Genomic DNA, 22426 nt, shown 5'->3' on the forward strand with positions numbered 1-22426 from the left:
CCCGGCACCTTACGGGTTATTCCTCTTTTTTGTTAATGCACCGGCAACACCTGCCGCTGTCAGGGCGACTGTCTTCTCAAAGGGCACTGACAGGCCGGTAACAAGGGCATCGACCACTGCCGTCCCTTTGACCGTGACCTCCAGCCCCCTTCCTGCAACAAAGCCCGCTGCCGCCCGTACGATGGCTGAATTCTTTGAAGTGAGAGGCACGCTGATTGCCGTGCTGTCCCGTGCCTTTACCTTTATTGCGCCGGTGTTCCCGTCCGCAATCTCCGTCTGGCGCTCCCCGTCCCGGACAAGGACAACAAACGGGATCTCACGCAGGGTAATGCCGACCGGGTTTTTGTTCTGCACAAGTATTGCCACGTCAAGGTCTACGGATGAGAGTCTGGCAGCCCGGACCTTCACCCCTTCAAGGCTTATTGACGGCTCGTGCAGGATCGGCATGGTACGTGAATTGGGCAGCAGGACTCAAATACCCGGTACTTTTGATTTTTTATTGCCGGATTATTAAAAAAAAAGATGAGACGAGGGCAGGCAGGTGACCTATTTCCTGCCATAATCGTCCTCAAAGCGCACAATATCGTCCTCTCCCAGATAATCCCCGAGCGCGACCTCTATTACTTCGAGCGGGGCGGTGCCGGTGTTTTTAAGCCGGTGCCGGGTCCCGCTGCGGACAAATGTGCTCTCGCCTTTTTGTAACACACGCGTCTCCCCGTCGAGTTCAACCTGTGCGGTGCCGGACACGACCACCCAGTGCTCGCTCCGGTGGTTGTGGAGCTGGAGCGAGAGCTGCCGGCCGGGTTTTACGGTCACCCGTTTTATCTTGAAAGACTTTGAATCCTCCAAGATCGTGTACGAACCCCACGGGCGGTGCACCTGCCGGTGGTATTTTGTGATCGGGTCGTTCCGGTCGTTATACCTGCTGACGAGCGCCTTAACCATCTCCGCGTGCTTGTTGTCGCAGACAAGGAGGGCGTCGGCCGTGTCCACGACGATGAGGTTGTCGACCCCGATCAGCCCGACATGCCGGTCGGGTGCGAACACGTAATTGTTCCGTGCGGACAGGTACTCTGCTGTTCCTACATTTCCTTCAGCATCCGGTTGCCGGGACTCATAAAGTGCCCGGAACGTGCCAAGGTCGCTCCACGCACCTTCGAGAGGGACAACCGCCACGCGCTTTGAGTGTTCGAGGAGCCCGTAATCGATCGAGACGGGTTTAAGTGACTCGTAGTCCGGCTCTTTTTTGTCAAACGCGGCGTAAAGATCAGGAGCATAGCGCTGCAGTTCTTCGAAAAAGACCTTGGTTGAGAGGAGGAATATCCCGCTGTTCCACAGGTAGCCCTCTTTCACGTACTTCTCTGCGGTCTTTTCATCGGGTTTCTCTTTGAATGCATCGGCAACCGCACCGGTGCTTAATGATTTTCCAGGTTTTATGTACCCGTACCCTGTATGGGGCGATGCCGGGGGCACACCGAAGGTTACAAGGTACTGTTCTGCAAGCGGCCCGGCTCCTGCAATCTTTGAGATCGCCTCGTCCCCGAGGATGTGGTCGCTGGGGAAGACTGCGGCAGATGCCGACGGGTCGGCCGCCCGGATCCGGGACATCGCCCAGGTGATCGCGGGCAGGGTATTTTTCCCGGCCGGTTCTTTTAACAGGTTCTGTTCCAGCAGGATATGGCCGAGTTCCTCGATCTGGTTTCTGGCAAGGTACTGGTGGATCTCGTTTGTCACGATAATGACCTCGCCGGGTCCTGAAAGTCTGAGCGCCCGCAGGTATGTCTGCTGGAAAAGGGAGTGCCCGTCGAGTTGCATGAACTGCTTGGGATAAAACTCGCGGGAGAGCGGCCAGAGCCGCGTCCCGACGCCACCGGCAAGGATAATGGACTTCATGGATCCCTTCTTGTTATCTCATGTACTCTTATGGTCATGGGATGTTTGTGGTATTCCCTCATCTCTCTTTTTATGTACCAGGATTTATGCCCGGCCTGTCAAAAAGCATCCGCAGCCAGAGCTCTGCACAGGCAATCCGGAAGATCTCGGGGGAGTACCTGGATTTTCCATCGAGGAAGGCAAGGTAGTTTCTGATAACCGCCTCGGCGTCCCAGTACGGGCGTTTATGGAATTTCTTATCGGTGAATATTTTCAGCACGAACGGCCGGAGTTCCTCTTTCATCCAGACCTCTTCGGGCGTGACAAACCCCATCTTGTCCATCCGGCAGCGGACGGGTTCCGGCACGAGTCCTTTGATCGCCCGGCGGAGCAGGTACTTGGTCACGCCGTTTCTGACCTTCCGGTTGAGGGGGAGGGATGCGATGTATTCTCCCAGTCGTACATCAAGGTAGGGCACGCGGGACTCGATGGAAAACGCCATGGAGTTCCGGTCCTCGTAGTGGAGGAGGGCGGGGAGGTTTGTGGACGTGAGTTCCCGGTACAGGACCCGGTCCAGTTTCCCGCTGTACCGCAGGACTTGGGGTGCCTCACCCTTCAGCAGCTTCCGGCGCCCGGACCGGACGAGGAGCTGCCGGAACGCGTCAACAAAGAACCCGCGGTGGTGGCGCAGCGCCCCGATCTTTTCACAGAACGCCGTCCACCAGTGGAACGATGTGAACAGCCCGAAGATATAGCTCCATTCATAGGCAAGGTAGCCGGCAAGGAGTTCGTCTGCGCCCTGCCCGTCGAGCACCACCTTCACGCGCTCTGATGCGAGGCGCATGACGCAGTACTGGGCATAGATGGAGAGCGAGCCGAACGGTTCGTCCTGCATGTACAGGACCTTCTGGAGGTCGTCCCATACCTGTTCCGCCGAAGGCTCCGTCCGGTACGCATCGACCCCCGATACCGCGACGACCTCATCGATATACCGGCTCTCGTCAAACCGTTTGTCGGCAAATACTGCGGAGAACGTCTTCTGCCTTGCACCGACGCTCCCCGGCGCCTCGTCCCTGACGATCCCGTTGATCAGCATCGTGAGTGCCGAGGAGTCGATCCCGCCCGAGAGGCAGGTGCCCACGGCTACATCGCTGCGCAGGTGGACCCGTGTCGCATCCCGTAAGAGTTCCAGCAGCCGGTCGGCTGCCGGGCCGTCTGCGGTACCGGATGATATGGCCGGGCTGACCGTCACGTCCCAGTACCGGAACGGCTCCTTATGTCCTGTTGCCGTCACCACCATCGCGTGTGCCGGCCGGAGCTGGGAGACGCCCGCGACCATCGTGCGTCCCGTATGGTCGAGCACGCCCCACGCAAGGTAGGTCCGGAGCATTTCGTCATCTGGCTCTTTCCCAACCCCCGGGTGGGCGAGCAGCGCCTTGATCTCTGAGGCAAAGAGAAAGGACCCCCCCGCTTCGGTATAGTAGAACGGCTTGATCCCGAACCGGTCCCGGGAACAGAAGAGCTCCTGCTTCCTCTCATCCCAGAGTGCGAATGCCCACATGCCGTTGAACCGGGCAAGGCACTCGACTCCCCACTCCTCGTACGCGTGCACGATCACCTCGCTGTCGCCCTTGGACCGGAACACGTGCCCGCACCGGACGAGCTCCTCGCGGAGCTCCACGAAGTTGTAGATCTCGCCGTTGAAGACGAGCCGGAGCGAGCCGTCTTCGTTTGCCATCGGCTGGCGGGCATCTTCCGAGAGGTCGATGATTGCAAGGCGACGGTGGGCGAGGCCGACACTCCCCTTAATCCATGTCCCCTCGCCATCGGGACCGCGGTGGGCGATCCGCTCCGACATCGCGGCGAGGAGCCGGGGGTCAGGTGGGGCCCTGTTATAACAGTACTGGCCCGCAATCCCGCACATTACCTGACAGGTTTGCGTGGAAGGATAAAAGGAAGTTGGGTGGGGGGAGAAGGGGGAGTTTGCTCGTAAATATAAATTCTGAAGAAAATTCACACATAACCTTCATCTTGCATAATCCCGAAGCATATAATAATCGATATTCTGGTGAGGGAATACTCTTGGATCGCAACGAATTCCGGACACGGCTGGAGATGATCGATGTCCTGCTGAAAGAACAGGGCTGGGTTGTTGCCAATCGTTCCCGAGTTCAATCTGAAGTCGATACCAAACAGTCTGATTTTGTTGCGAAAAGTTACAAGACCGTTTCCGAGACCCTGAAAAACGATATGGAGAGCAAGTATGTCGATTACCTGCTGCTCGACAGTTTTGGTGCGCCGCTTGCCATAGTGGAGGCAAAGCGGACATCCAAGGATCCCCACCTCGGGCAGAAACAGGCCGAGATGTATGCTGATGACATCAAACGCCAGACCGGCAAGGACGTATTCATCTTTCTCTCGAACGGTTACCGGATCATTTTCTGGGACCGGGAGCGGTACAGCCCACGGGATGTGAAAGGGTTCTATGCACAGGCGGATCTGGAACGTCTCCGGTTCCAGAAGACGCAGGACGCGTCATCCCCGGTCGAAGTCGATACAACCATTGTCGACCGGACAAAAGGGATCGAGTGCGTCAAGCGGGTGGTGGAGCACCTCCAGCATGGGCACCGTAAGGGGCTCATCGTCATGGCTACTGGTACCGGGAAGACCCGGGTAGCGATGGCAATCATCAAGATCCTGATGGAGAAAGGTCTCGTCCAGAAAGTTCTGTTCCTTACAGATCGCCGGGCACTGCGGGACCAGGCGATGAATAAAGGATTCAAGACGTTTTTCCCCGAGGAAGGGCGGGATACGATCTTCGCCGGGAAGTACGATAAGAGCAAGCGGCTATACGTCTCCACCATCCAGACGTTTCAGGAAATTTATCTCGACAAGGATAAGAATGGGCAGTTCAGGCTTTCCCCCGGGGAGTTCGACCTGATCATCTCCGATGAGGCGCACCGCTCGATCTATAACAAGTGGAAAGATGTGTTCACGTACTTCGATGCAATCCAGATCGGATTGACGGCTACACCTTCGGAGATCATTGAGAAAGACACCCTCCGGTTTTTTGAGTGTCATGACGGGTCACCTACCGCGTTGTACTCCTATGACGAAGCGGTAAGAGATGGGGTACTGGTGGATTTCCGAAAGAGTATTTTCGGCGCCCAGACTCATTTCCAGATTGCCGGGGTGCGGCGGCAGGATCTTTCGGAAGGTGAGCGGTTAAGGCTGCTGGAGCAGGGGATCGATCCGGACGAAATCGATTTCGAGGGCACGGAACTGGAGAAGAAGGTGGCGGTCAAGGGTACTTCGGAAGCGATCGTCCGCGAGTTCATGGAGAATGCTCTCATGGACCAGACCGGGACGTTGCCGGCAAAGTCGATCATCTTTGCGATCTCAAAGAAGCACGCGTACCGGTTGCAGGAAGCATTTGATACACTCTATCCCGAGTACAAGGGCACGCTCGCCCGGACGATCGTATCGGAGGACTCCCGGGCGGACCAGCTGATCAAAGCCTTCGAGAAGGAATCGATGCCCCGGGTTGCGATCTCGGTTGATATGCTGGATACAGGTATCGATGTGCCCGAAGTCTGCAACCTTGTCTTTGCAAAACCGGTCTTCTCGAAGATCAAATTCTGGCAGATGCTTGGCAGGGGTACGCGGGCAAACAGCGCCTGTGAACATTTTACGTGGCTGCCGGAGGGGAAGAAGGAGTATTTCCAGGTCTTTGATTTCTGGAATAACTTCGAATACTGGCAGATGAACCCGGACGGGGTGAAGAACGAATCGCCGGATGCCATCACGAACCGGATCTTCCTCTCCAAGATCAAGCAGCTCGCATTCCTCCGGGAGCAGGGTGACGAGGCGCGTGCAGGGCAGGTGAAGGACCAGATCCTTGCCGATATCCGCTCGCTGCCCCCGGACTCGGTGAGCATCCGCGACAACAAACAGGAGATTGCAAAGGCTCTCGACCCGCACCTCTGGGACAACGTGGCCATCGACCCGCTCCAGTTCCTGACCCAGAAGATCATGCCCCTGATGCGGTACCAGCAGGACGTGAACCTCAACACCGCGATCTTCTCGCTGCGCTGCGAGCAGCTCAAGCACGCGATCCTCCGGGGCGATGCGGGCGAGATCGAGCGGCAGCAGAAGATGATCGCCCTGATGGTGGAGTGCCTGCCGCTCACGATCAACAGGGTGCAGGAACGGGAGGGATTCATCTGCGAGGTGCTCTCGAAGTCGTTCTGGCAATCCGTATCCTACGAGGCAGCGGAGCGGATGCTTGCCGAGCTTGCGCCGCTGATGCCCTTCATGCGCAAGGAACCGCAGCAGACCATTGTCATCGACATGGGCGACAAGATCGAGATGCGGGAACTGATCCAGATGCTCGGCGAGAAGGAGCAGACCTACATCACCAAGTACCGCGAGCATGTCGAGGAGCGGATCAAACAACTCGCGGCCGAGAACCCGGTCATCCGGAAGATCGCCCGCGACGAAGTGCTCTCCGAAGCCGATCTCCAGCAGCTCGAAGCCACCATCTTCGGCCCCGACCTCGCGAAGAACAGCGCGGAGCTGGGGAAAGCCGTGACCAGCACCGAGAGCATCCTCGTCTCGTTCATCAAGCGGGTGCTCGGGATGTACGGCGAGGCCAACCCGGCGGAGCGGATCCGGGATGCGTTCCGGACGTACATGATCGAGAACAACAAGCACTATTCGGCAGACCAGCTCAATTTCATCCGCATGGTCGAATCGGTCTTTTCCCAGAAGAAGCACATCACCTACGCCGACTTCTGGGAGCCGCCGTTCATCACGCTCGGGAATGCGCCGGAGCCAATGTTTTCCACAGATGAACTGAATTCGTTTGTCGGGATATGTACGCGGGTTGAGCGGGAACTGTTTGCGGCTGGGGTGTAGGGTGTGAAGCGGGGGGAGCTGCCGGAGGGGTGGGAGTGGAAGAGGCTCGAAGAAATAGCGGAAATAAATTCAAGATTTGAGAAGAATTCCTTCAATGATGAAACCAAAGTTACATTTTTACCGATGAGATGTGTTGAGGAATTGACCGGCAGGATGGACACATCGATCGAGAAAAAATATGGTGAAATAAAAACCGGCTATACCCCAATTCAGGAAGGGGATTTACTTTTTGCAAAAATTACACCCTGTATTGAGAATGGAAAAATCGCAATCGCCCAGAATTTAATAAATGGAATCGGTTTCGCTTCCACAGAATTTCACACGTTGAAATTTTCACCGGATAACGCAACAAAATTTTATTTCTTTTACTTGATGCAAGAAAAAATCCGGCAGGAAGCAGCACAAAACATGACCGGAACTGCCGGACAACAAAGAGTGCCAGTGACTTTCTTAAAAAGATTGAAAGTACCAGTCCCCCCGCTACCTGTCCAGCGCCAGATCGTTGCCGTGCTCGAACAGGCGGAGACAGTGAAGCGGCAGCGGCAGGAGGCGGACGCACTGACGGGAGCGCTGTTGCAGAGCGTGTTCTATGAGATGTTTGGGGATCCGGTGAGGAATGAGCGGGGATGGGAAGTAAAAGTTCTTAATGATCTTGTTATTGATAAAAAATCAATTTCATGCGGTCCTTTTGGAAGTCAATTGAAGATCGGAGAATATACTGCTGACGGAATTCCTGTATTGGGAATCGACAATGTAGCAATTAACAAGTTCATCCAAGCCAAGCCAAAATTCATCTCAAAAGAGAAATTTAAACAACTAATCGCGTTCAAGGTTAGAGATGATGACGTTTTAATTTCACGCACAGGAACGATCGCCCGTACTTGTGTTCTTCCGAAGGATTTCGGTGATGCAATTATCGGTCCGAATTTACTTAGAATTTCATTAAACCAAAAAGAAATTTTACCAATATTCCTGTCTGTTTCATTCAGTTATTTCCCATCAATGATTGATCAAATTTTACGAGTATCCCCTGGCGCAACCGTAGCAGTATTGAATACAGAAAACCTCCGTAAAATCAGAATAATAGTTCCCCCGCTCGCCCTCCAGCAGCATTTCGCCCGCGTTGTCGAGGAAGTAGAGCGGATTCGTGAGCAGCAGGTGGCATCGGGTAAGGAGATCAAGGGGTTGTGCGAGGGGCTGATGGCGAGGGCGTTTGCTGGGGAGTTGGTTGGATAAATATTCAGACATGCTCAATTTTCATTCTGAACTATATCGTATTTGCAGATCCTTAGCATACCGATGAAGAGGTAATTCATATAATCGAAATTATAGTCTTGAAAATTCATCAGGGAATGCGCAACCCGGTGTCTCAGATTAAATCCCGATTGCTCAACCAATAAAAATTTTAAAAATTCAAGTTCATCATCACTGAATTTGGTTTTTAACTTCTCTTCGATTAGAAAATCATTCAGTATTTTTTCCCTAGCGATTCCATCTCTTTTTACATCTGATATTGGAATTCCATTCAATTCAGAAAAGTCTCTTAATAAGCCTTCGATTTTTAAAGTCAGGGAATCGATACAGAGAATAAAATTCGGAATCATCGAATTGTTAAGGAAATAATTATTCATCTGGGAAAAGTATTCATCGAGTGCAGGAGCAAGAAGGCCAATCCAGTTTTTAGTAATTTCTTGGTTGTTGGGCATTTGTTTGACGAAATTTTTACCAGCCCACGAATTATCCGCAAGGAATTTGACTACTATCTCCGTATTGATTTTATTTTCTCGAATCCCGGCAAGGAGAATCTCTTGAATGATGAATTTATTATTTAAATTGAGTTCGATCTGGTATCTTTTTAGTATACTATGCTTTTCCCGTTCTTCATCAGTCCTGAAATTCTGTGCAGGATTACCCTGCTGATCAGTTACAACTGCCGGAAAAAGATTGCTCATTGGATACTCATCACCCAATTTTTTTGCATGTTCTCTGACCAACTGAACATTGGGGAGAATGTATTTGTTATCTGTGGCAAGAAAACCGATAATTTCTTCCGGAGTTCTTTGCATGAGATTCTTAGCAAAAGTTCTACACCTTCGAACATGATCGCTTAAATCTAAAGATTGTGAAAATTCTTTAAATTCAACCTTATTTTTAATTTGTTGATAGATTTGCCCTAATTCATCAATTTTTTCCGTATCTTTTATCATTCGATAATTTTCAATTGCATCCATACAAAATGACACTGCCACAGCATATTCTTCTTTTTCAAGCCGGCGTCGCATTATTGATTCGTAAGATTCAGCTACTTTCCGTCGCCAAATTCCACTATTTTTTCCGTAATTTTTCATCTCCCAGCGTTCAGCAAGCTCATATACATTAATCGCTGCATGGAGATTATCCCTCGAAATCCAAATTCCCGCAACCTCGTCACAGAGTTTATCGAATCCTGCCAGATCTTCTTTTTCAAATATTTTTTTATCTTCCAAGGTCAATGCGAAAAGTTGTGTCCGTAATGAGGGGCAGGAGCTACTTTCGGGATTGTAAGATGTCATTAATCGTTGGAATTCTGTTTTTATATCCTCTGATCGATAATTGATAACAATCGCCAAGAAATAGGCTTGTTTTAAACAATCGAGAGCTTTTAGACCGAAATGTTCTGTCGGGCAATCTCTATCTTTTTGTTCATAAATCTTTACAAGAAGAAGGTAATTTTCAATGGCGATTTGAGCATATTTCCCATGTTTTTTCGGGCTGCACCAGAGTATATGAGCATAATTCGCTTTAAGAACAGGATTTTTTACAGTATCGACACGTTCAATTAAATAGGACCATTGCTTCTCTTCGATTTTTTTTAAATCTGGATATTCAATACATTCACCTTTATCGTTGTAGGCTTCTGAGAAAGGTTTTGATTTGCCATCGGAGAACATTACAAAGAAAAAGGTTGTTTCCCATTGTGCCTTTTCAGCGTCAATTTCATTTCCTGATGTTTTTAAAGAATTCACCAACTGATTAAAAAGTTGACCGATAGTAAAGGAAATCGAATAATCCTGTGCATGTTGTTCCAAATGTTCATACAATGAAGTAAGATCGGTAAATTCTGTCAATGGAACCACTACTTACCACTTCATTTTCTCTCATCATACTATCAATAGTTGCTTTTCCCCCGCTCGCTCTCCAGCATCAGTTCGCCCGTGTCGTAGAAGAGGTGGAGCGGATACGTGAGCAGCAGGCGGAATCGAAGAAGGAAATTGATACGCTGTTTGAGGGGCTGATGGCGGGGGTGTTTAGAGGCGATTCGATCTAAAAAACGTAGAAAAATTCATTTTATTAATATTCCAGCGATTGTTAAAATTAATGGAATGACGATAATCGTAATTATTGTATAAAGTGAATCACGTTTCCTTTTTTCAGATTGCCCATAATCTGGACCTGTATTTAGCTCAACACTTGGATATAAATCTGAAATTTTATCAGAAATATAGAATGCAGGCCCCATTCCCCCTAATAAAGATCCAAATATAAGAATTGGAACAATTGAAATTTTAATGAGGTTTTTTACATTATCGGATATGGTAATATTTTGGACAGGTGTGTGGGAGAGATAAAAATAAAAATCCCAGAAAAGAGACGAAACCCCGATAAGGATAATTCCACAAATAAAACTTAATACTATTGTTATTGGAATTTTATATTCTTTAAAAACACTAGATTGTTTTTGAAAAGAATCAACTGCTTCTTTTAATGAATTAAATAGACCATTAACCTTTACTTTATCTAAACCAGCGATATCAAAATAATTGTAGGAGCCACAATACTTTGCATGATTTAAATTCACTGAAATATCTAAATTTGATGAATTAAATTGTATTTCAAATGATGAGATTTTCTCATCATCTAAAACCGGAATTAAATCTTCAATAGTATTACAACGAATTGTGTTATGCGAATATTGTATTTTATAACGTAAAGATGGTTTTGTTGGATAGTCGGTTTCACCCTTTGATTCTTTATATTTTTTATAATCAATTTCGTAATCTTTTATAGCGTTATTATAGACTTCTTGAATGATTCTCGATATTTTCTTAATTTCTTGGGGATTTACTATGACCCAGCAAACATCGTATCTTTTTGAAAATTTTAAAGGCATATTCAATCAGCATTCACTATTTTCTAATATTTAATTTGTTGATTACTACGCTATCATTAATTAATCTCCCTCTCTCTTGCTCATCCGCTAGCAGCAGTTCGCTCGCGTTTTTGAGAGCGTGGAGTGGGTTCGTGGGTGGCAAGGGTATCAAGGCGGGAGATTGATACACTTTTTGATGGATTGATGGATGGGGTGTTCTCAGGAGAAATAATGAGTGTTTCCAATTAAATGAAGCAATCTATTAAGGTTAGAGAAGTATCCATCTGTAACTAATGGAAAGAGCATATATCACAAATATTTCTCAAAGAATTATTCAAAATTGTAATGTCCTTGGTTTTGAACCAGACGTAGATGAAATTGAAAGAAAATTACAGTGTCTTGTAGAAGATTTTGGTGTACAACCCTCTGAAGCAGAAAAATCAGTCACGGAAGAGCTTATTAAAAAACATAAATCTTTACCGAAAAAAGCGAAAATATTGAAAAATTTTTCTGAATATGATTTACATGAACTGGATGATCTACTAAATGTAACCAAATCTATCGATATGGATATAAACTGGTTAATGGCAGTGGCATCATTATCTGCTCAAGAAATTGCAATTAAAAGAAAATTGTTTGAGCTAACTGGATCGTATAGTGAAGGATTGGATTTTCAAAAGACGGTTAATGCTCTGACAGGGGAACTGAAAAAAAGAAAACAGAAAGTTCCCAATATATTAATTATCATCGGGAGATCGTACTCACCCATCAGAGCTAAAATATTGCATGACCCCAATGAATGTTTGTGTTCGAAAGAAGAAGCGGACCTTATGGTGAAAAACACGACTCTGCTTCTCAAGACTCTTTTTAAACAAAATATACTTCAAACCGATGTCACCGCATTTTTAAAATCAGTCAATAAAGATTCAATCGAATCGAAGATTTTGGAATTTTCAAATTTTGACAGTTCCCTAAAAAAGCAAATTTTTGAGAATATTTTAGAAAAACTTTCTTTAAGTTATGAAGGTATGAGTAAGTACTCCGACCATTTTATTTTCCTTAGTCGAGCATTAACTTCTGAACTCGATATTGAGATTCAAAAAGAGTTGTTGAGAACGATTTTATTCAAAAGTCCTTTTCGAAGTAATGTGATTATTAAAGAGAGAATAATGTCGGCAATTTCTGAATTGACATATCTTGAATCGATCAGAATTGATATTCGGAACAATAAATTGATAGATTCAATCCTTCAGGAATTTGAAGATAGTAAAAGTTATGCTATTGCCGGAATCAACGCAAAAATTATCGTTGACTTCTTATCTCTATTCGATAATAACCAACTCATCAGAGTAATCGATGCATCAATCAAGAATCGACAGATATACGAGTCTGTCAAAGCCCAAGGTTATTTGAAACAAATTATTTTATCATGTGAAGATCGAATTCCTGAAGCGAAAATAAAAAAGTTAGAGAAATTGATGGATAAAGAATAGATTTCCGCTCACCCTTCAGCAATAGTACGCCCAAGTTATTCATTTATTACTTTCACTCCTCCCACGCCCTTACCTTGATACCTTTATAATAGAAAACGGAATATGTTACACAAAGACAGGTTGTCATCTGGTATGAAAACGAAAAAACAGATCAATGCTCTCCTGTATGCGATTGAAGAGTATCCGGATATCGGCAGGACCAAGTTGATGAAGTTTGTTTTTTTTGTTGACCTCGTCATGTATAACCGCAGGGGGGAAACGCTCCTTCAGGACGAATATGTCCGCATGCCTCACGGCCCGGTTCCTCCTTTAGCATACACACTGACCTCGTGTTCAAATGATTTCTTCAATGTAAGACAAGTCCTCGTCAGTTATCAAAACAACCGGTACCGTGAATACCGTTTCACCCCTTTGAAAAAAGCTGACATGTCGCTGTTCGATCATGAACAGAAAACTATCTTTGCCAAGGTTCTTGATCTCCTGAAGAAAAATACCGCAGTCGCGATCAGTACACTTACCCACCAGTTGGATCTGTGGAAAACAGTGGAAAACGGATACAAAATTCCTCTCGATCTCTTCAAACTGGAAGAACGGGAATTGACCGAACAGAAGGCAGAACCAGCCGTAATGAATGAAACTATGTGCGATATAGAATTTGACGATCAGATGCAGGTTGCCGGTGTGTATGAAGTGCCGGTTACAGCTCTTTTAAGTGAGCGGTCCCTTGCAAAGGAGTGGCTCAAACCCGAGGAGGACAAAGCTTGGGATTATTTGTAAAAGGACAGGTTGTAAAAGTCCTTTTTCCCTTTTCTGATCTCAGTGGTTCCAAAAAAAGACCGGGTTTTGTTGTGGCAAACCTGCATGGGGATGATACACTCATCTGCCAGATTACAAGCCAGAATGACGAGCATGATCCCTATGCAATTTCCTTAAACTCCTCGGATTTTGAAGACGGCAGTTTACGATATTCGAGTTTCATCCGTCCCAGCAAACTGTTCACAGCAGATTCCACGATTATCTCCGATGTAATTGGGTATGTGAACCAGACAAAAATGGATGAAGTCGAACAATCGATTATCCGGATTTTGCAATCGAAATAGGATTCCGCAACACAAGACCTTCAGATTTACCCATTTTTGAACCGTACCTAGTTCTCGCCCCCAGCCCCAAAACGATCCTGATAGTTTGAATCAGTTCTTTTCGCATCGTTTTTGCTGATCAAATTGATATTACACGCTTTTTAAAAAGGGGTGGAAAAGCAGGATCTTTTAGAGATCTAATTCTCAAGACAACGGATAAAATCGTCCATCGAATTGAACATCTTCCCTTTTCCGGCAGCAATATTCGCTTGGGCTTTCTTCACCCGCTTGATAAATTCCGGTTTGATCGCCGATTCGGGAGGGTAGACGTTCTCATTGAACTTCTTATTTGTTCCAGCTGCTGGCTTGTATGTCATTGCACTATTCAGATCTTGACTCGGCGTGTTCAATAGCCTTTTCGTCTAGGTCGTTTCTCTGCGAAAAAACCGATATCCCTTAATCCCCCAATCACCCAACTCCTGTCAGGATAGCACAACCATGCGCCTCGCCTCCGAACTCAAATCAAAGATCGACTCCCTCTGGGACAAGTTCTGGAGCGGCGGCCTCTCTAACCCGCTCCAGTCCATCGAGCAGATGTCCTATCTCATCTTTATGAACCGGCTTGAGGAGATGGATACCTTCGAGCAAAAAAAGGCACAGGCAAACAAACAATCCTACAAATCCATCTTTGAAGGGCAGGAGGATTGCCGCTGGTCCCACTGGAAACATTACCCGGCAGACAAGATGCTCGTCCATGTCCGGGACTTGGCCTTTCCCTTTATCAAGAATATTCATGACGGGGAAAAGACGCTCTTTGCCCAGCACATGAAAGATGCCGTCTTCATGATCCCCAAACCTTCGCTCCTGCAGGAAGCCGTCGCCATCATCGATGACCTCAAGATATCGGCACAGAACCGGGACACACAGGGCGACATCTATGAATACCTGCTCTCGCAGCTCTCGACCGCAGGGAAGAACGGGCAGTTCCGTACGCCCCGGCATATCATCCGGATGATGGTTGAGCTCGTGGACCCGGACATCAATGACCGGATCTGCGATCCTGCCTGCGGTACAGCCGGGTTCCTGGTCAACTCATACGAGCACATCCTCAGGAAATACACAAGCAAAGACAAGATCGAAGAAGATCCCGAAGGAGGATATCATAACCTTCTCGGCGATAAGATCACCGACCCGAAACACTGGGACAAGCTCTGGACTGACACGTTCTATGGCTATGATTTTGATACTACCATGGTCAGGATCTCGCTGATGAACATGGTGCTCCACGGGATCAAAGCACCACGGGTCGAGCAGAAAGACACGCTTTCCAAGGGATTCAGGGAATCGGAGTGGTATACCATCGTGCTTGCCAATCCCCCGTTCAAAGGCAGCATTGACAAGAGCGATATCAACGACGCCCTCACCATCCAGACCACCAAGACCGAACTGCTCTTTGTCGAACGGATGATGCACCTCCTCCAGATTGGCGGGAAGTGCGGGGTCATCGTGCCGGATGGCGTGCTGTTCGGCAGCTCCAATGCCCATAAGAAACTCAGGCAGATCCTGCTGGAAAAGTGCCAGCTCGAAGGGATTGTTTCGATGCCATCCGGTGTGTTCAAGCCGTATGCCGGTGTCTCAACCGCAGTCCTGATCTTTACCAAAGGCGGGAACACTGATCGCGTCTGGTTCTATGACATGGATGCTGACGGGTACTCTCTGGATGACAAACGGACTTTCATTGATGGGAAAGGGGATATCCCGAATATCATCCAGCACTACCGCAACAGAAAGAAAGAGAATCCCACAGACCGGAAGGATAAATGTTTCTTTGTGCCACTCAGTGAGATCAAGGAAAACGGATACGATCTCTCCATATCCCGGTATAAGGAAATTGAGTACGAAGAAGTCCAGTACGAGAAGCCGGAAGTAATTATTCAGAAGATTGAGACGCTTGAGAACGAGATACAGAAAGGGTTGAATGATCTCAAATCATTGATTAAAAAATAATTAATTTTTCATCCGCTCAATATTGGCAGTTTCCTTAAACTGCTCATGTTAATCAAAACCGATTCACTATATTTATAAACTTCTGTCAATTATGTTGTAATCAATCATGCCATCTGAATTAACTTACCTGCATACAGACAAACACATATTCATACACATTTTCAGATGAACATGCCGACATAGAAACAATACTGGAAAATAAATTTTTTGTGTTCTCCGACAAAATATTTTATATAGAATCAAAGGTTTACTTAAATTGTAGAAATTTCTAAATTTGTAAACTTGGAGAGATGAGGCTCTGCGGTGCATTATGTCAATAGGTGAACGTATCAAATCGGCCAGGATTAATGCCGGGTTATCGCAACAGGTGCTTGCCGAAAAGATGGGACTTTCCAAAATGGCGATCTCAAAATATGAGAACGGGACGGTTACTCCGAATTCAACCGCCCTTATCGGCTTGTCGGATGCTCTCAATGTCAGGGTGGAGTTCTTCTTCCGTCCGCGAGCCCCCCGGCTCTCAAAACCGGATTACCGTTGCCGGAAAGCTCTGTCGCCAAAGGACGAGACGAAAATCCTCGGCAAGACCAGCGACTGGCTTGAGCGGTACCTTACTATCGAGCAGATCACCGGCTCGGAAAAGCCACTCACCCTTCCGGATGAAGATCGCTGCCGGGTCTCTTCGTTGGATGACATCGAGGAAGTGTCGATGAACATCCGGAATGCATGGGATCTCGGCCTTGATCCTATCGAGAACCTGATGGACGTTCTGGAGCAGCATGGGATAAAGGTCGGTGTCATTGATGCGCCGGTGAAATTCGATGCTCTCACGATGTGGTATAACAATGTGCGCCCGCTCATCATTGTCAATATGAGGTTCTCCGGAGACCGCCAGCGTCTTAGCCTTGCGCATGAACTCGGGCATTTGCTCCTGAAGCTTGAAGAAGGCATCGATTCTGAAGAAGCTGCGTTTCATTTTGCCGGTGCGTTCCTGATTCCAAAACCGATGGCGATCATGGAGCTCGGGCCGAAACGAAAGATGCTGGACTTCCGGGAACTATACGTGATCAAACATAAGTACGGGATAAGCATGGGGGCGTTGATTTACCGCGCAAAGAACCTTCACATCATCTCAGATGCGGCAGCAAACCGGCACTGGGTCGAGATGCGGTTGCATAAATGGCACAAAACGGAACCGGGTGCACAAATCGAACCGGAGGTCCCGACTCATCTCGAACTCCTCCTGCTCCGGGCCCTGAGTGAACACAAGATATCGGAGTCCAGGTTTAATGAATTGAGAGACGAACACACTCCGATACTTGCCGTACCATGCCAGTGATGTAAGAATGAAGAGCAGAAGGCCGTGTTGCATCGATACCAATATCTTCTTCGATTTTATTGCAGGGGATATTTTCGATCAACTGTTTCTTCTGCCATTCAGCTTCCAGACCTCCGAGTTTATTCCCAAAGAGATTTCCGGATCATTCTCCCGTCAACAGTTGAAGGATCTGGGAGTGAATCTTCTGATCCTTACAGATGCGGAAGTAAAAGAATTACATGCAATCAAACAACAGCACATCGAGCTCTCTATTGACGATGTCTCAGTTTTTTACCTCAGTCGGAAACATAACATCATGATCCTTTCCAGTGACGAACTATTGCGAAATCTCGCCGCTGAAAGCGGGATCGAATACCATGGTACTCTCTGGCTGCTGGAAGAACTCATTAAAAATGATCTTCTCTCGTCGCAGGAAGCAGCTGATGCATTGCGAAAGATGCTCGGAAAGAAACGCTGGCTGCCAATAGCAGAATGCGAGAAACTAATCAATATGTGGGAATCAGAAAAATAGCTGAAACATTGTTCTGGTTGCGGTTGATGCGTCATTGGCCCGATACAACCATTCCCATCATCCGGTTTTCCCTTTTTCCATTGGCGTAATCATCAGCATTCTCATGCGCTTGCATCCCCTGTTGGATCCACAGAAATGTCCTGTCATCCAAGGGAGATCATATTGTTTTAAAAAAGACGTTTTACTGTTTTTTGCCCTTTTTGAGAGATGAAATAAAAAATAGGATCCTGAAGGTGATTCAGGATTGTTGGATTGATGCCGTACCTTACCCGTTTTTCAGGGCAACGATATCTTTCACGCCCACCAGTTTCCAGACCAGCGACCGTTCCTCGTTGACGATTGCTTCCGGGGGATCACCGGGGGAATGACCAAGCGCACTCAGCACCCGCATCGAGAGTTTCCTTTTCTTTATCATTTCGAGGAAGAGTTTCCGGACCTTCTTTTTCTGTGCGGGTGCCTGCACCTCTTCCAAAGAGCCCTGCAGGCTGACAAAGGTAAAGGATGAGAGATCCGGGGCATACTCCTCGATCTCAACAGACACATGCGGATTGTTTTTGAAATACTCGATCTTTCTCCCATACTTGGTAGAGAGGAAATAGAGATGCGTTCCATCAAACATGTACATGAACGGGGCAATGTAGGCGTGCCCGCCTGCACAAAACGCAATTCTCGATACATTCTGGCGTTTGATCAGGGCGTCATACTCCGCTTTTGGCATTTTGGGGATTTTTACCGGGTCCATGATGTCACCACTATCTCCACTATCTGGTGTATCCTCTAGTAAAAACTTTCCTGACACGATCACGGGCGGGATGTGTTTTGCGGCGCTGATGATTATTTCATACATTTTTGCGAACCAGCATACAAATCCAACATCTCTAAACTGGCTGTTGAGATTTTTCCAGTTTATGATCTACGGTCCACTGTAGTATCTTGATGACAGGAATTTATTGCCGGCGATAATCGCTCACTCGGCGTGGAATCTGGTTTTGTTGAATCCCATTGTGGTTTAGATTATCCCCAATCGCTGCCGGTGCGTTCATGAAGCAAAAAAATTACAATCGCAGTAATTCGCCTAACTTCGTCAGCTTCACCCCGACATTCTTCCCCTTCTTCTCCTTCTCAATCAGCCCCATCTCTTCGAAATTTTTCAAATGGTGGGAGAGCCGGCTCCGTTCCTTGGGAAATGCATCCGAGTTCTTCCTGATATCGGGTGTGAGCCGGATGACGAGGTCATCGAGTGACGTAACCCCCTCCCCAATAGCGTCAAGAATGCGCCGTTGCTCCGGCTTAATAACATTGAGCGGGAGCGGGGGCAATGCAACGATGTCTTCGATCCCGACCTCTTCATCGTCCTCATCATATTCCGGAATCGCGGTGATCATCTTCGAGCGTGTGATGCACCCGGCAATATAGGCGGCGATCGAGAACGTGCGCAAAGAGCCGCTCATGTTGAGGATCACATCGCTGCCGCCTTCCTGATCGGTGCGTATAATGTCCGTGATCTGCTGGGCAGCCCGCATGACATCCTTCTTGTCAATTTGCCTTATCCCGACATCGAAGAATACGCGAAGATCTTTTTTGAGTTCTTCCGCGATCCCGCGGGCTTTCCGCTCACCGGTTGACTGCTGTTCGCCAATCACAAGGATGATCTTATTGATAGAAAACGATTGCACGCTGCGGATGGACTCGATCAGCCGCTCTTTTGAATGTCCTACAAAGACAATTGCCGTAGTTCCCATTGGTTACACTACAATTATCAATCATAATAAAAAAGTTTGTTGGTAAAAAATAATTTTACACATGAAAAATTATTTTAAGTATGAGTGCTTATTTATTTGTTACACCTGCAGCCATGGGGGTGGCTGCTAGGACCAACCTGCGGTCGGGGGGGCCGTGGGACGGACAGATGAATATTCAAAATGAAGGAGTGGAGTGTTTGTCTGATTTCGAGAGTTTGCTGTTGGAAGATCCGGAGATTGAATGGGTCAAGCTCAAAGTTTTCGATGACCACAATGTCGCGGTCGGGTTGTACCGGAGCCGGAATACAATGACAGGCCGGGTCCATGTGTCAGCCTACCGGTTCAGCACAGAAGAGTTCCTGGGCGAGGAGATGCAGCAGGCCGATGTCCTGCCCGGGACCAGACGAAGCTTTAAAAAACGGGACCTGAAGATCGCCCGCTGGTACTACAAACAGCTCTGCAAATCGTTCAAAAACGGCATCGTCGTCTGGAAAGGATCCAGTAAATCATCGCTCGGGAGATGGGACTGATCCATCCTCCCGGTTATTCAAAAGAGAGGAGATGGGGTAAAAAAATGTCAGTCAGATCGCGCTATAGCGCATCATCAAACATTAACAGGGGATTTGGAGCGAACTTAAGGAAAAACAGGGCAGTGAAATCCAAACAATCCGGAGAAGTTCAGCACAAAGAGCCGCAGAAGAGAAAAAGCATCCTGCGGCGGTTCGGTGAATATGTTGCCCGGAACCAGGCAGCACTGAGAGCTGCCGGGGAGACAACCCTGGCAGAAGACCTGTCTGATATGGGCAGGAAGATGTGTAACGGACTGGGATCTCTTGGAGAAGAAGAACTGGATAAGGTCCACGGGAGATGATGCCTGCTCAAGCCTGCCGGGAGTTCAAGTAAGAAATCTACGTTGTGAGTGAGTCGAAGAAATCATCGAATGGGAGATGGGACTGAACAGTCCCTCATCCCTGCAATCAGGGGGTTTGCTATGGATCACGAGAGGAAGATGCCGGTAGACGGCTGGAGCAATATGTTCCCGCCGGAGGATGGCAGGTATGGCCTGTGAGTCGCAGTTCGGGCTCGGCTTCCTGCTGGGCGTGCTGACGAGCACGGCCATTGGGGTTATCATCATGATGATGACGCAGAGGAAAGGGGATGTTTCCCGGAAACCGTAGGCAGGATACGGATCCGTTCTCATGCCATGGGAACGACCTGCCCGCTGCTGCGGGAGAGGTCATGGAAGTAAGGGGTGTCGAGGCACAGGAAACTCCGGCAGCGGACGGTGATAAAAAATTATCCCGGGAATGGTATTTCCGTGCAAGCGCGGGGTTCTCCTCGCTCGTCATCAACCATGAGCTTGAGCGGATCATAACGTATGCGCTGGATGTGGACACCCATGCGCATAACCTGGGGGTGCTGTGGAAGAATGAGCCATTCCCGACGGAGCGGTTCTTCCAGGAAGCTGCCCGGATTGTCGAACGGTCGGACCTGGTTGAGGAGAATGTGGTCGCGCTCAAGAACGCGGTTGTCCGCTTTGTGCGTGCGGGCCAGCCTGCCCAAGAACACGCATCCCGGCTGTCGTGCAGGAGCCACAGGTCACGGTGGCGGGTGTCGCACAGATACATGGCGCCTGCCCTTCGTGAGGGCGAGGGCCCCGGGCAGCCTGATGGAGTGGGACCATGACCGGGGACCCTGCTCCGGTGCCGGTCGCCCAAGTGCCGGCACTCATCCGGCACGATGACGAGGAGGCAGTCATCCTGATGGTGACCCGCATGATCACGCACCGGAACCACAGGATCGCCGAACTCCTTGACCAGTTCGAAGAGGGCACCAGCCGGATGCACCGCGAGCGCATGCCCCGGAGCATCAGGAAGTCATCCGATGAACTGATCGGGATCGCCGACCAGATCCACGGGCTTGCAGAGGACAATGGCTACGACACGCGGAAGATGATGGTCTACCTCGAACGCCGGCAGAAGCAGGGCGAGAGCGAGGAAGGGATTACCGGCCACCACGGTCAGGTGTGCTATATCCAGTAAACGGGGGGTTTTGGTATGGGATCAGACAAGAAGGCAGGAGGAAAGCGGGGTGCGGAAAAACCACCGCATGAAGGCCACAGGCCTTCTGGAAAGGATGTGACCGAGATCATCTGCATCATCGACCGGAGCGGCTCGATGGAATCGATCCGCAGCGATGCAATCGGGGCATTCAATAGTTACCTTTCCCTCCCTACATCGCCATATCGCAGGGGACCCCCATGACCTCCATCACCATCCATGACGGCGCGGAACCGATTGGCGGAAACAAGATCCACGTCGAACACAAAGGCCGGGGCGTCTTTCTGGACTTCGGCACCAACTTTTTCAAAACCTCGCAATTCTACTCCGGCTTTCTCCAGAACCGGGCCTCGCGGGGCATCAGCGATGCGCTCGCGCTCAATATCATCCCGTCGCTCAACATCTACCGCAAAGACCTCGTGCCGGCTGATGTGAACGTGGCCGGGTTCGCGGCCTGTCCGGTCGATGCGGTGCTGCTCTCGCATGCCCATGTGGATCATTTCGGGGCCAGTCGGCTGATCCAACAATAAACCATCGTTTCGGACCATCGGGATCATGATTAAAAAGGATATTCACCGTATATTGATCGGAAGGAGCGGGTCATGTGCATGCACTTATCAGGCGCCGGAAAAAAAAGATAGAGGCATTCTGTAAGGCATGGAACGTCAGGGAGCTCCAGGTCTTCGGCTCCGTGACAACCGATCGTTTCCGACCGGAGAGTGACATCGATATCATCGTCGATTTTCTTCCCGGCACCCGTCATACCCTCATCCAGCTTGCAAAAATGGAAGTGGAGCTCGAACAGATCTTCGGACGGCACACCGATCTCATCACCCGGCAGGCGGTAGAGGAGAGCAGGAACTACATCCGCAGAAAGAGCATCCTTGCATCCCTTGAGAAAGTCTATGGCGCGTGATGATGCGTATCTTCTCGATATTCTCTTTTAAGCACAGGATGCCCGCGAATTTATACGAGAACATACCAGGGAATCATTCGGTGCTGATCGCCAGTGCCAGTACGCGGTCATCCGCTGTCTTGAAGTGATCGGGGAAGTCTCCAAGCGGCTCTCTCCAGAGACACTCAACCGGCTCGACTCCATCGAATGGTCAGCAATGGCACGGATGCGGGACATGCTCATCCACTCGTACGGAAAGGTGGACCTTGATGACGTCTGGAACACCGTAAATCTGGATATCCCCCGGCTTATCCGTGTCATCGGACCGGAAGTCCAACAGAAGAATCAGAATTAAACGACAGGAACCGGGGACTATCTTTTTTTT

Annotated in this window: 25 protein-coding genes and 1 pseudogene; 18 read left to right on the forward strand and 8 right to left on the reverse strand. The window is 48.7% G+C overall.

Going from position 1 to position 22426, the window contains the following annotated elements; all coding sequences use genetic code 11:
* Positions 1–9: 9 nt before the first annotated feature.
* The 3 genes from OS112_00320 to asnB all read right to left on the reverse strand — a co-directional run bounded on the left by OS112_00320 (position 10) and on the right by asnB (position 3796).
* Entirely contained in the window at positions 10–447 is a 438-nt protein-coding gene (locus tag OS112_00320) for an LEA type 2 family protein (protein WAC05105.1), read from the reverse strand.
* A gap of 99 nt (positions 448–546) precedes the next feature.
* Positions 547–1893 (reverse strand): mannose-1-phosphate guanylyltransferase/mannose-6-phosphate isomerase, encoded by a 1347-nt coding sequence (locus OS112_00325; GenBank protein ID WAC05106.1) that lies wholly within the window; start codon positions 1891–1893, stop codon positions 547–549.
* A gap of 70 nt (positions 1894–1963) precedes the next feature.
* Positions 1964–3796: an asparagine synthase (glutamine-hydrolyzing) gene (gene asnB / locus OS112_00330; GenBank protein WAC05107.1), complete on the reverse strand. Its 1833-nt coding sequence runs from the start codon at positions 3794–3796 to the stop codon at positions 1964–1966.
* A 158-nt stretch (positions 3797–3954) separates the two neighbouring features.
* On the opposite strand from asnB, the gene OS112_00335 reads away from it, so the two are divergent.
* Complete coding sequence (locus OS112_00335; GenBank protein ID WAC05108.1) at positions 3955–6789, forward strand: DEAD/DEAH box helicase family protein; 2835 nt, start codon at positions 3955–3957, stop codon at positions 6787–6789.
* Positions 6790–6792: 3 nt separating this feature from the next.
* Positions 6793–8025, forward strand: a complete 1233-nt coding sequence (locus OS112_00340; protein ID WAC05109.1) for a restriction endonuclease subunit S — start codon at positions 6793–6795, stop codon at positions 8023–8025.
* A gap of 14 nt (positions 8026–8039) precedes the next feature.
* Here OS112_00340 and OS112_00345 read toward each other — a convergent pair whose 3' ends face one another.
* Positions 8040–9857, reverse strand: a complete 1818-nt coding sequence (locus OS112_00345) for a DUF4209 domain-containing protein (GenBank protein WAC05110.1) — start codon at positions 9855–9857, stop codon at positions 8040–8042.
* 38 nt (positions 9858–9895) lie between these two features.
* On the opposite strand from OS112_00345, the gene OS112_00350 reads away from it, so the two are divergent.
* Positions 9896–10096 (forward strand): hypothetical protein, encoded by a 201-nt coding sequence (locus OS112_00350; protein ID WAC05111.1) that lies wholly within the window; start codon positions 9896–9898, stop codon positions 10094–10096.
* Positions 10097–10111: 15 nt separating this feature from the next.
* Here OS112_00350 and OS112_00355 read toward each other — a convergent pair whose 3' ends face one another.
* Entirely contained in the window at positions 10112–10939 is an 828-nt protein-coding gene (locus tag OS112_00355; protein ID WAC05112.1) for a hypothetical protein, read from the reverse strand.
* A 272-nt stretch (positions 10940–11211) separates the two neighbouring features.
* Here OS112_00355 and OS112_00360 point away from each other — a divergent pair, with 272 nt between their 5' ends.
* The 3 genes from OS112_00360 (at position 11212) to OS112_00370 (ending at position 13511) form a co-directional block, all read left to right on the forward strand.
* The gene (locus OS112_00360) at positions 11212–12411 is read left to right on the forward strand and encodes a hypothetical protein (GenBank protein WAC05113.1); all 1200 of its coding nucleotides are present in this window, start codon (positions 11212–11214) and stop codon (positions 12409–12411) included.
* 132 nt (positions 12412–12543) lie between these two features.
* Positions 12544–13188 (forward strand): Panacea domain-containing protein, encoded by a 645-nt coding sequence (locus OS112_00365; GenBank protein ID WAC05114.1) that lies wholly within the window; start codon positions 12544–12546, stop codon positions 13186–13188.
* Positions 13173–13511 carry a type II toxin-antitoxin system PemK/MazF family toxin gene (locus OS112_00370; GenBank protein ID WAC05115.1) on the forward strand — a complete coding sequence of 113 codons (339 nt, stop codon included), beginning with the start codon at positions 13173–13175 and terminating at the stop codon, positions 13509–13511. The genes OS112_00365 and OS112_00370 overlap by 16 nt, the downstream gene beginning before the upstream one ends.
* A 176-nt stretch (positions 13512–13687) precedes the next feature.
* Here the strand turns inward: OS112_00370 and OS112_00375 are convergent, their stop codons facing one another.
* Entirely contained in the window at positions 13688–13867 is a 180-nt protein-coding gene (locus OS112_00375; protein ID WAC05116.1) for a hypothetical protein, read from the reverse strand.
* Between the two features lie 121 nt (positions 13868–13988).
* Between OS112_00375 and OS112_00380 the strand changes: the two genes are divergently transcribed.
* From OS112_00380 to OS112_00390, 3 genes are all read left to right on the forward strand, one after another.
* Positions 13989–15497: a class I SAM-dependent DNA methyltransferase gene (locus tag OS112_00380; GenBank protein WAC05117.1), complete on the forward strand. Its 1509-nt coding sequence runs from the start codon at positions 13989–13991 to the stop codon at positions 15495–15497.
* 310 nt (positions 15498–15807) lie between these two features.
* Positions 15808–16833, forward strand: coding sequence for an XRE family transcriptional regulator (locus OS112_00385; GenBank protein WAC05118.1), 1026 nt, complete (start codon positions 15808–15810; stop codon positions 16831–16833).
* 7 nt (positions 16834–16840) lie between these two features.
* The gene (locus OS112_00390; protein ID WAC05119.1) at positions 16841–17344 is read left to right on the forward strand and encodes a hypothetical protein; all 504 of its coding nucleotides are present in this window, start codon (positions 16841–16843) and stop codon (positions 17342–17344) included.
* 265 nt (positions 17345–17609) lie between these two features.
* Here OS112_00390 and OS112_00395 read toward each other — a convergent pair whose 3' ends face one another.
* Positions 17610–18086: a pyridoxamine 5'-phosphate oxidase family protein gene (locus OS112_00395; protein WAC06178.1), complete on the reverse strand. Its 477-nt coding sequence runs from the start codon at positions 18084–18086 to the stop codon at positions 17610–17612.
* Between the two features lie 313 nt (positions 18087–18399).
* A complete protein-coding gene (locus tag OS112_00400) occupies positions 18400–19086 on the reverse strand; it encodes a DUF6293 family protein (GenBank protein WAC05120.1) in 687 nt (228 codons plus the stop codon).
* A 197-nt stretch (positions 19087–19283) separates the two neighbouring features.
* Between OS112_00400 and OS112_00405 the strand changes: the two genes are divergently transcribed.
* The 9 genes and pseudogenes from OS112_00405 (at position 19284) to OS112_00445 (ending at position 22396) form a co-directional block, all read left to right on the forward strand.
* Positions 19284–19616, forward strand: coding sequence for a hypothetical protein (locus OS112_00405; GenBank protein WAC05121.1), 333 nt, complete (start codon positions 19284–19286; stop codon positions 19614–19616).
* A 122-nt stretch (positions 19617–19738) separates the two neighbouring features.
* A complete protein-coding gene (locus OS112_00410) occupies positions 19739–19957 on the forward strand; it encodes a hypothetical protein (protein WAC05122.1) in 219 nt (72 codons plus the stop codon).
* A gap of 69 nt (positions 19958–20026) precedes the next feature.
* The gene (locus OS112_00415; GenBank protein WAC05123.1) at positions 20027–20155 is read left to right on the forward strand and encodes a hypothetical protein; all 129 of its coding nucleotides are present in this window, start codon (positions 20027–20029) and stop codon (positions 20153–20155) included.
* Positions 20156–20244: 89 nt separating this feature from the next.
* The gene (locus OS112_00420) at positions 20245–20772 is read left to right on the forward strand and encodes a hypothetical protein (GenBank protein WAC05124.1); all 528 of its coding nucleotides are present in this window, start codon (positions 20245–20247) and stop codon (positions 20770–20772) included.
* Positions 20769–21128 (forward strand): hypothetical protein, encoded by a 360-nt coding sequence (locus OS112_00425; protein ID WAC05125.1) that lies wholly within the window; start codon positions 20769–20771, stop codon positions 21126–21128. Before OS112_00420 ends, OS112_00425 begins: the two co-directional genes overlap by 4 nt.
* Positions 21129–21143: 15 nt before the next feature.
* The gene (locus OS112_00430; GenBank protein ID WAC05126.1) at positions 21144–21350 is read left to right on the forward strand and encodes a hypothetical protein; all 207 of its coding nucleotides are present in this window, start codon (positions 21144–21146) and stop codon (positions 21348–21350) included.
* On the forward strand, positions 21347–21676 hold the full coding sequence (locus OS112_00435) for an MBL fold metallo-hydrolase (GenBank protein WAC05127.1): 330 nt from the start codon (positions 21347–21349) through the stop codon (positions 21674–21676). Before OS112_00430 ends, OS112_00435 begins: the two co-directional genes overlap by 4 nt.
* Positions 21677–21750: 74 nt before the next feature.
* Positions 21751–22062, forward strand: coding sequence for a nucleotidyltransferase domain-containing protein (locus OS112_00440; protein WAC05128.1), 312 nt, complete (start codon positions 21751–21753; stop codon positions 22060–22062).
* 49 nt (positions 22063–22111) lie between these two features.
* Positions 22112–22396 (forward strand): annotated as a pseudogene (locus tag OS112_00445) (DUF86 domain-containing protein).
* Positions 22397–22426 lie beyond the last annotated feature (30 nt).

Origin of the sequence: Methanoregula sp., assembly GCA_026625165.1 — an archaeon.
Classification (GTDB): Archaea; Halobacteriota; Methanomicrobia; order Methanomicrobiales; family Methanospirillaceae; genus MVRE01.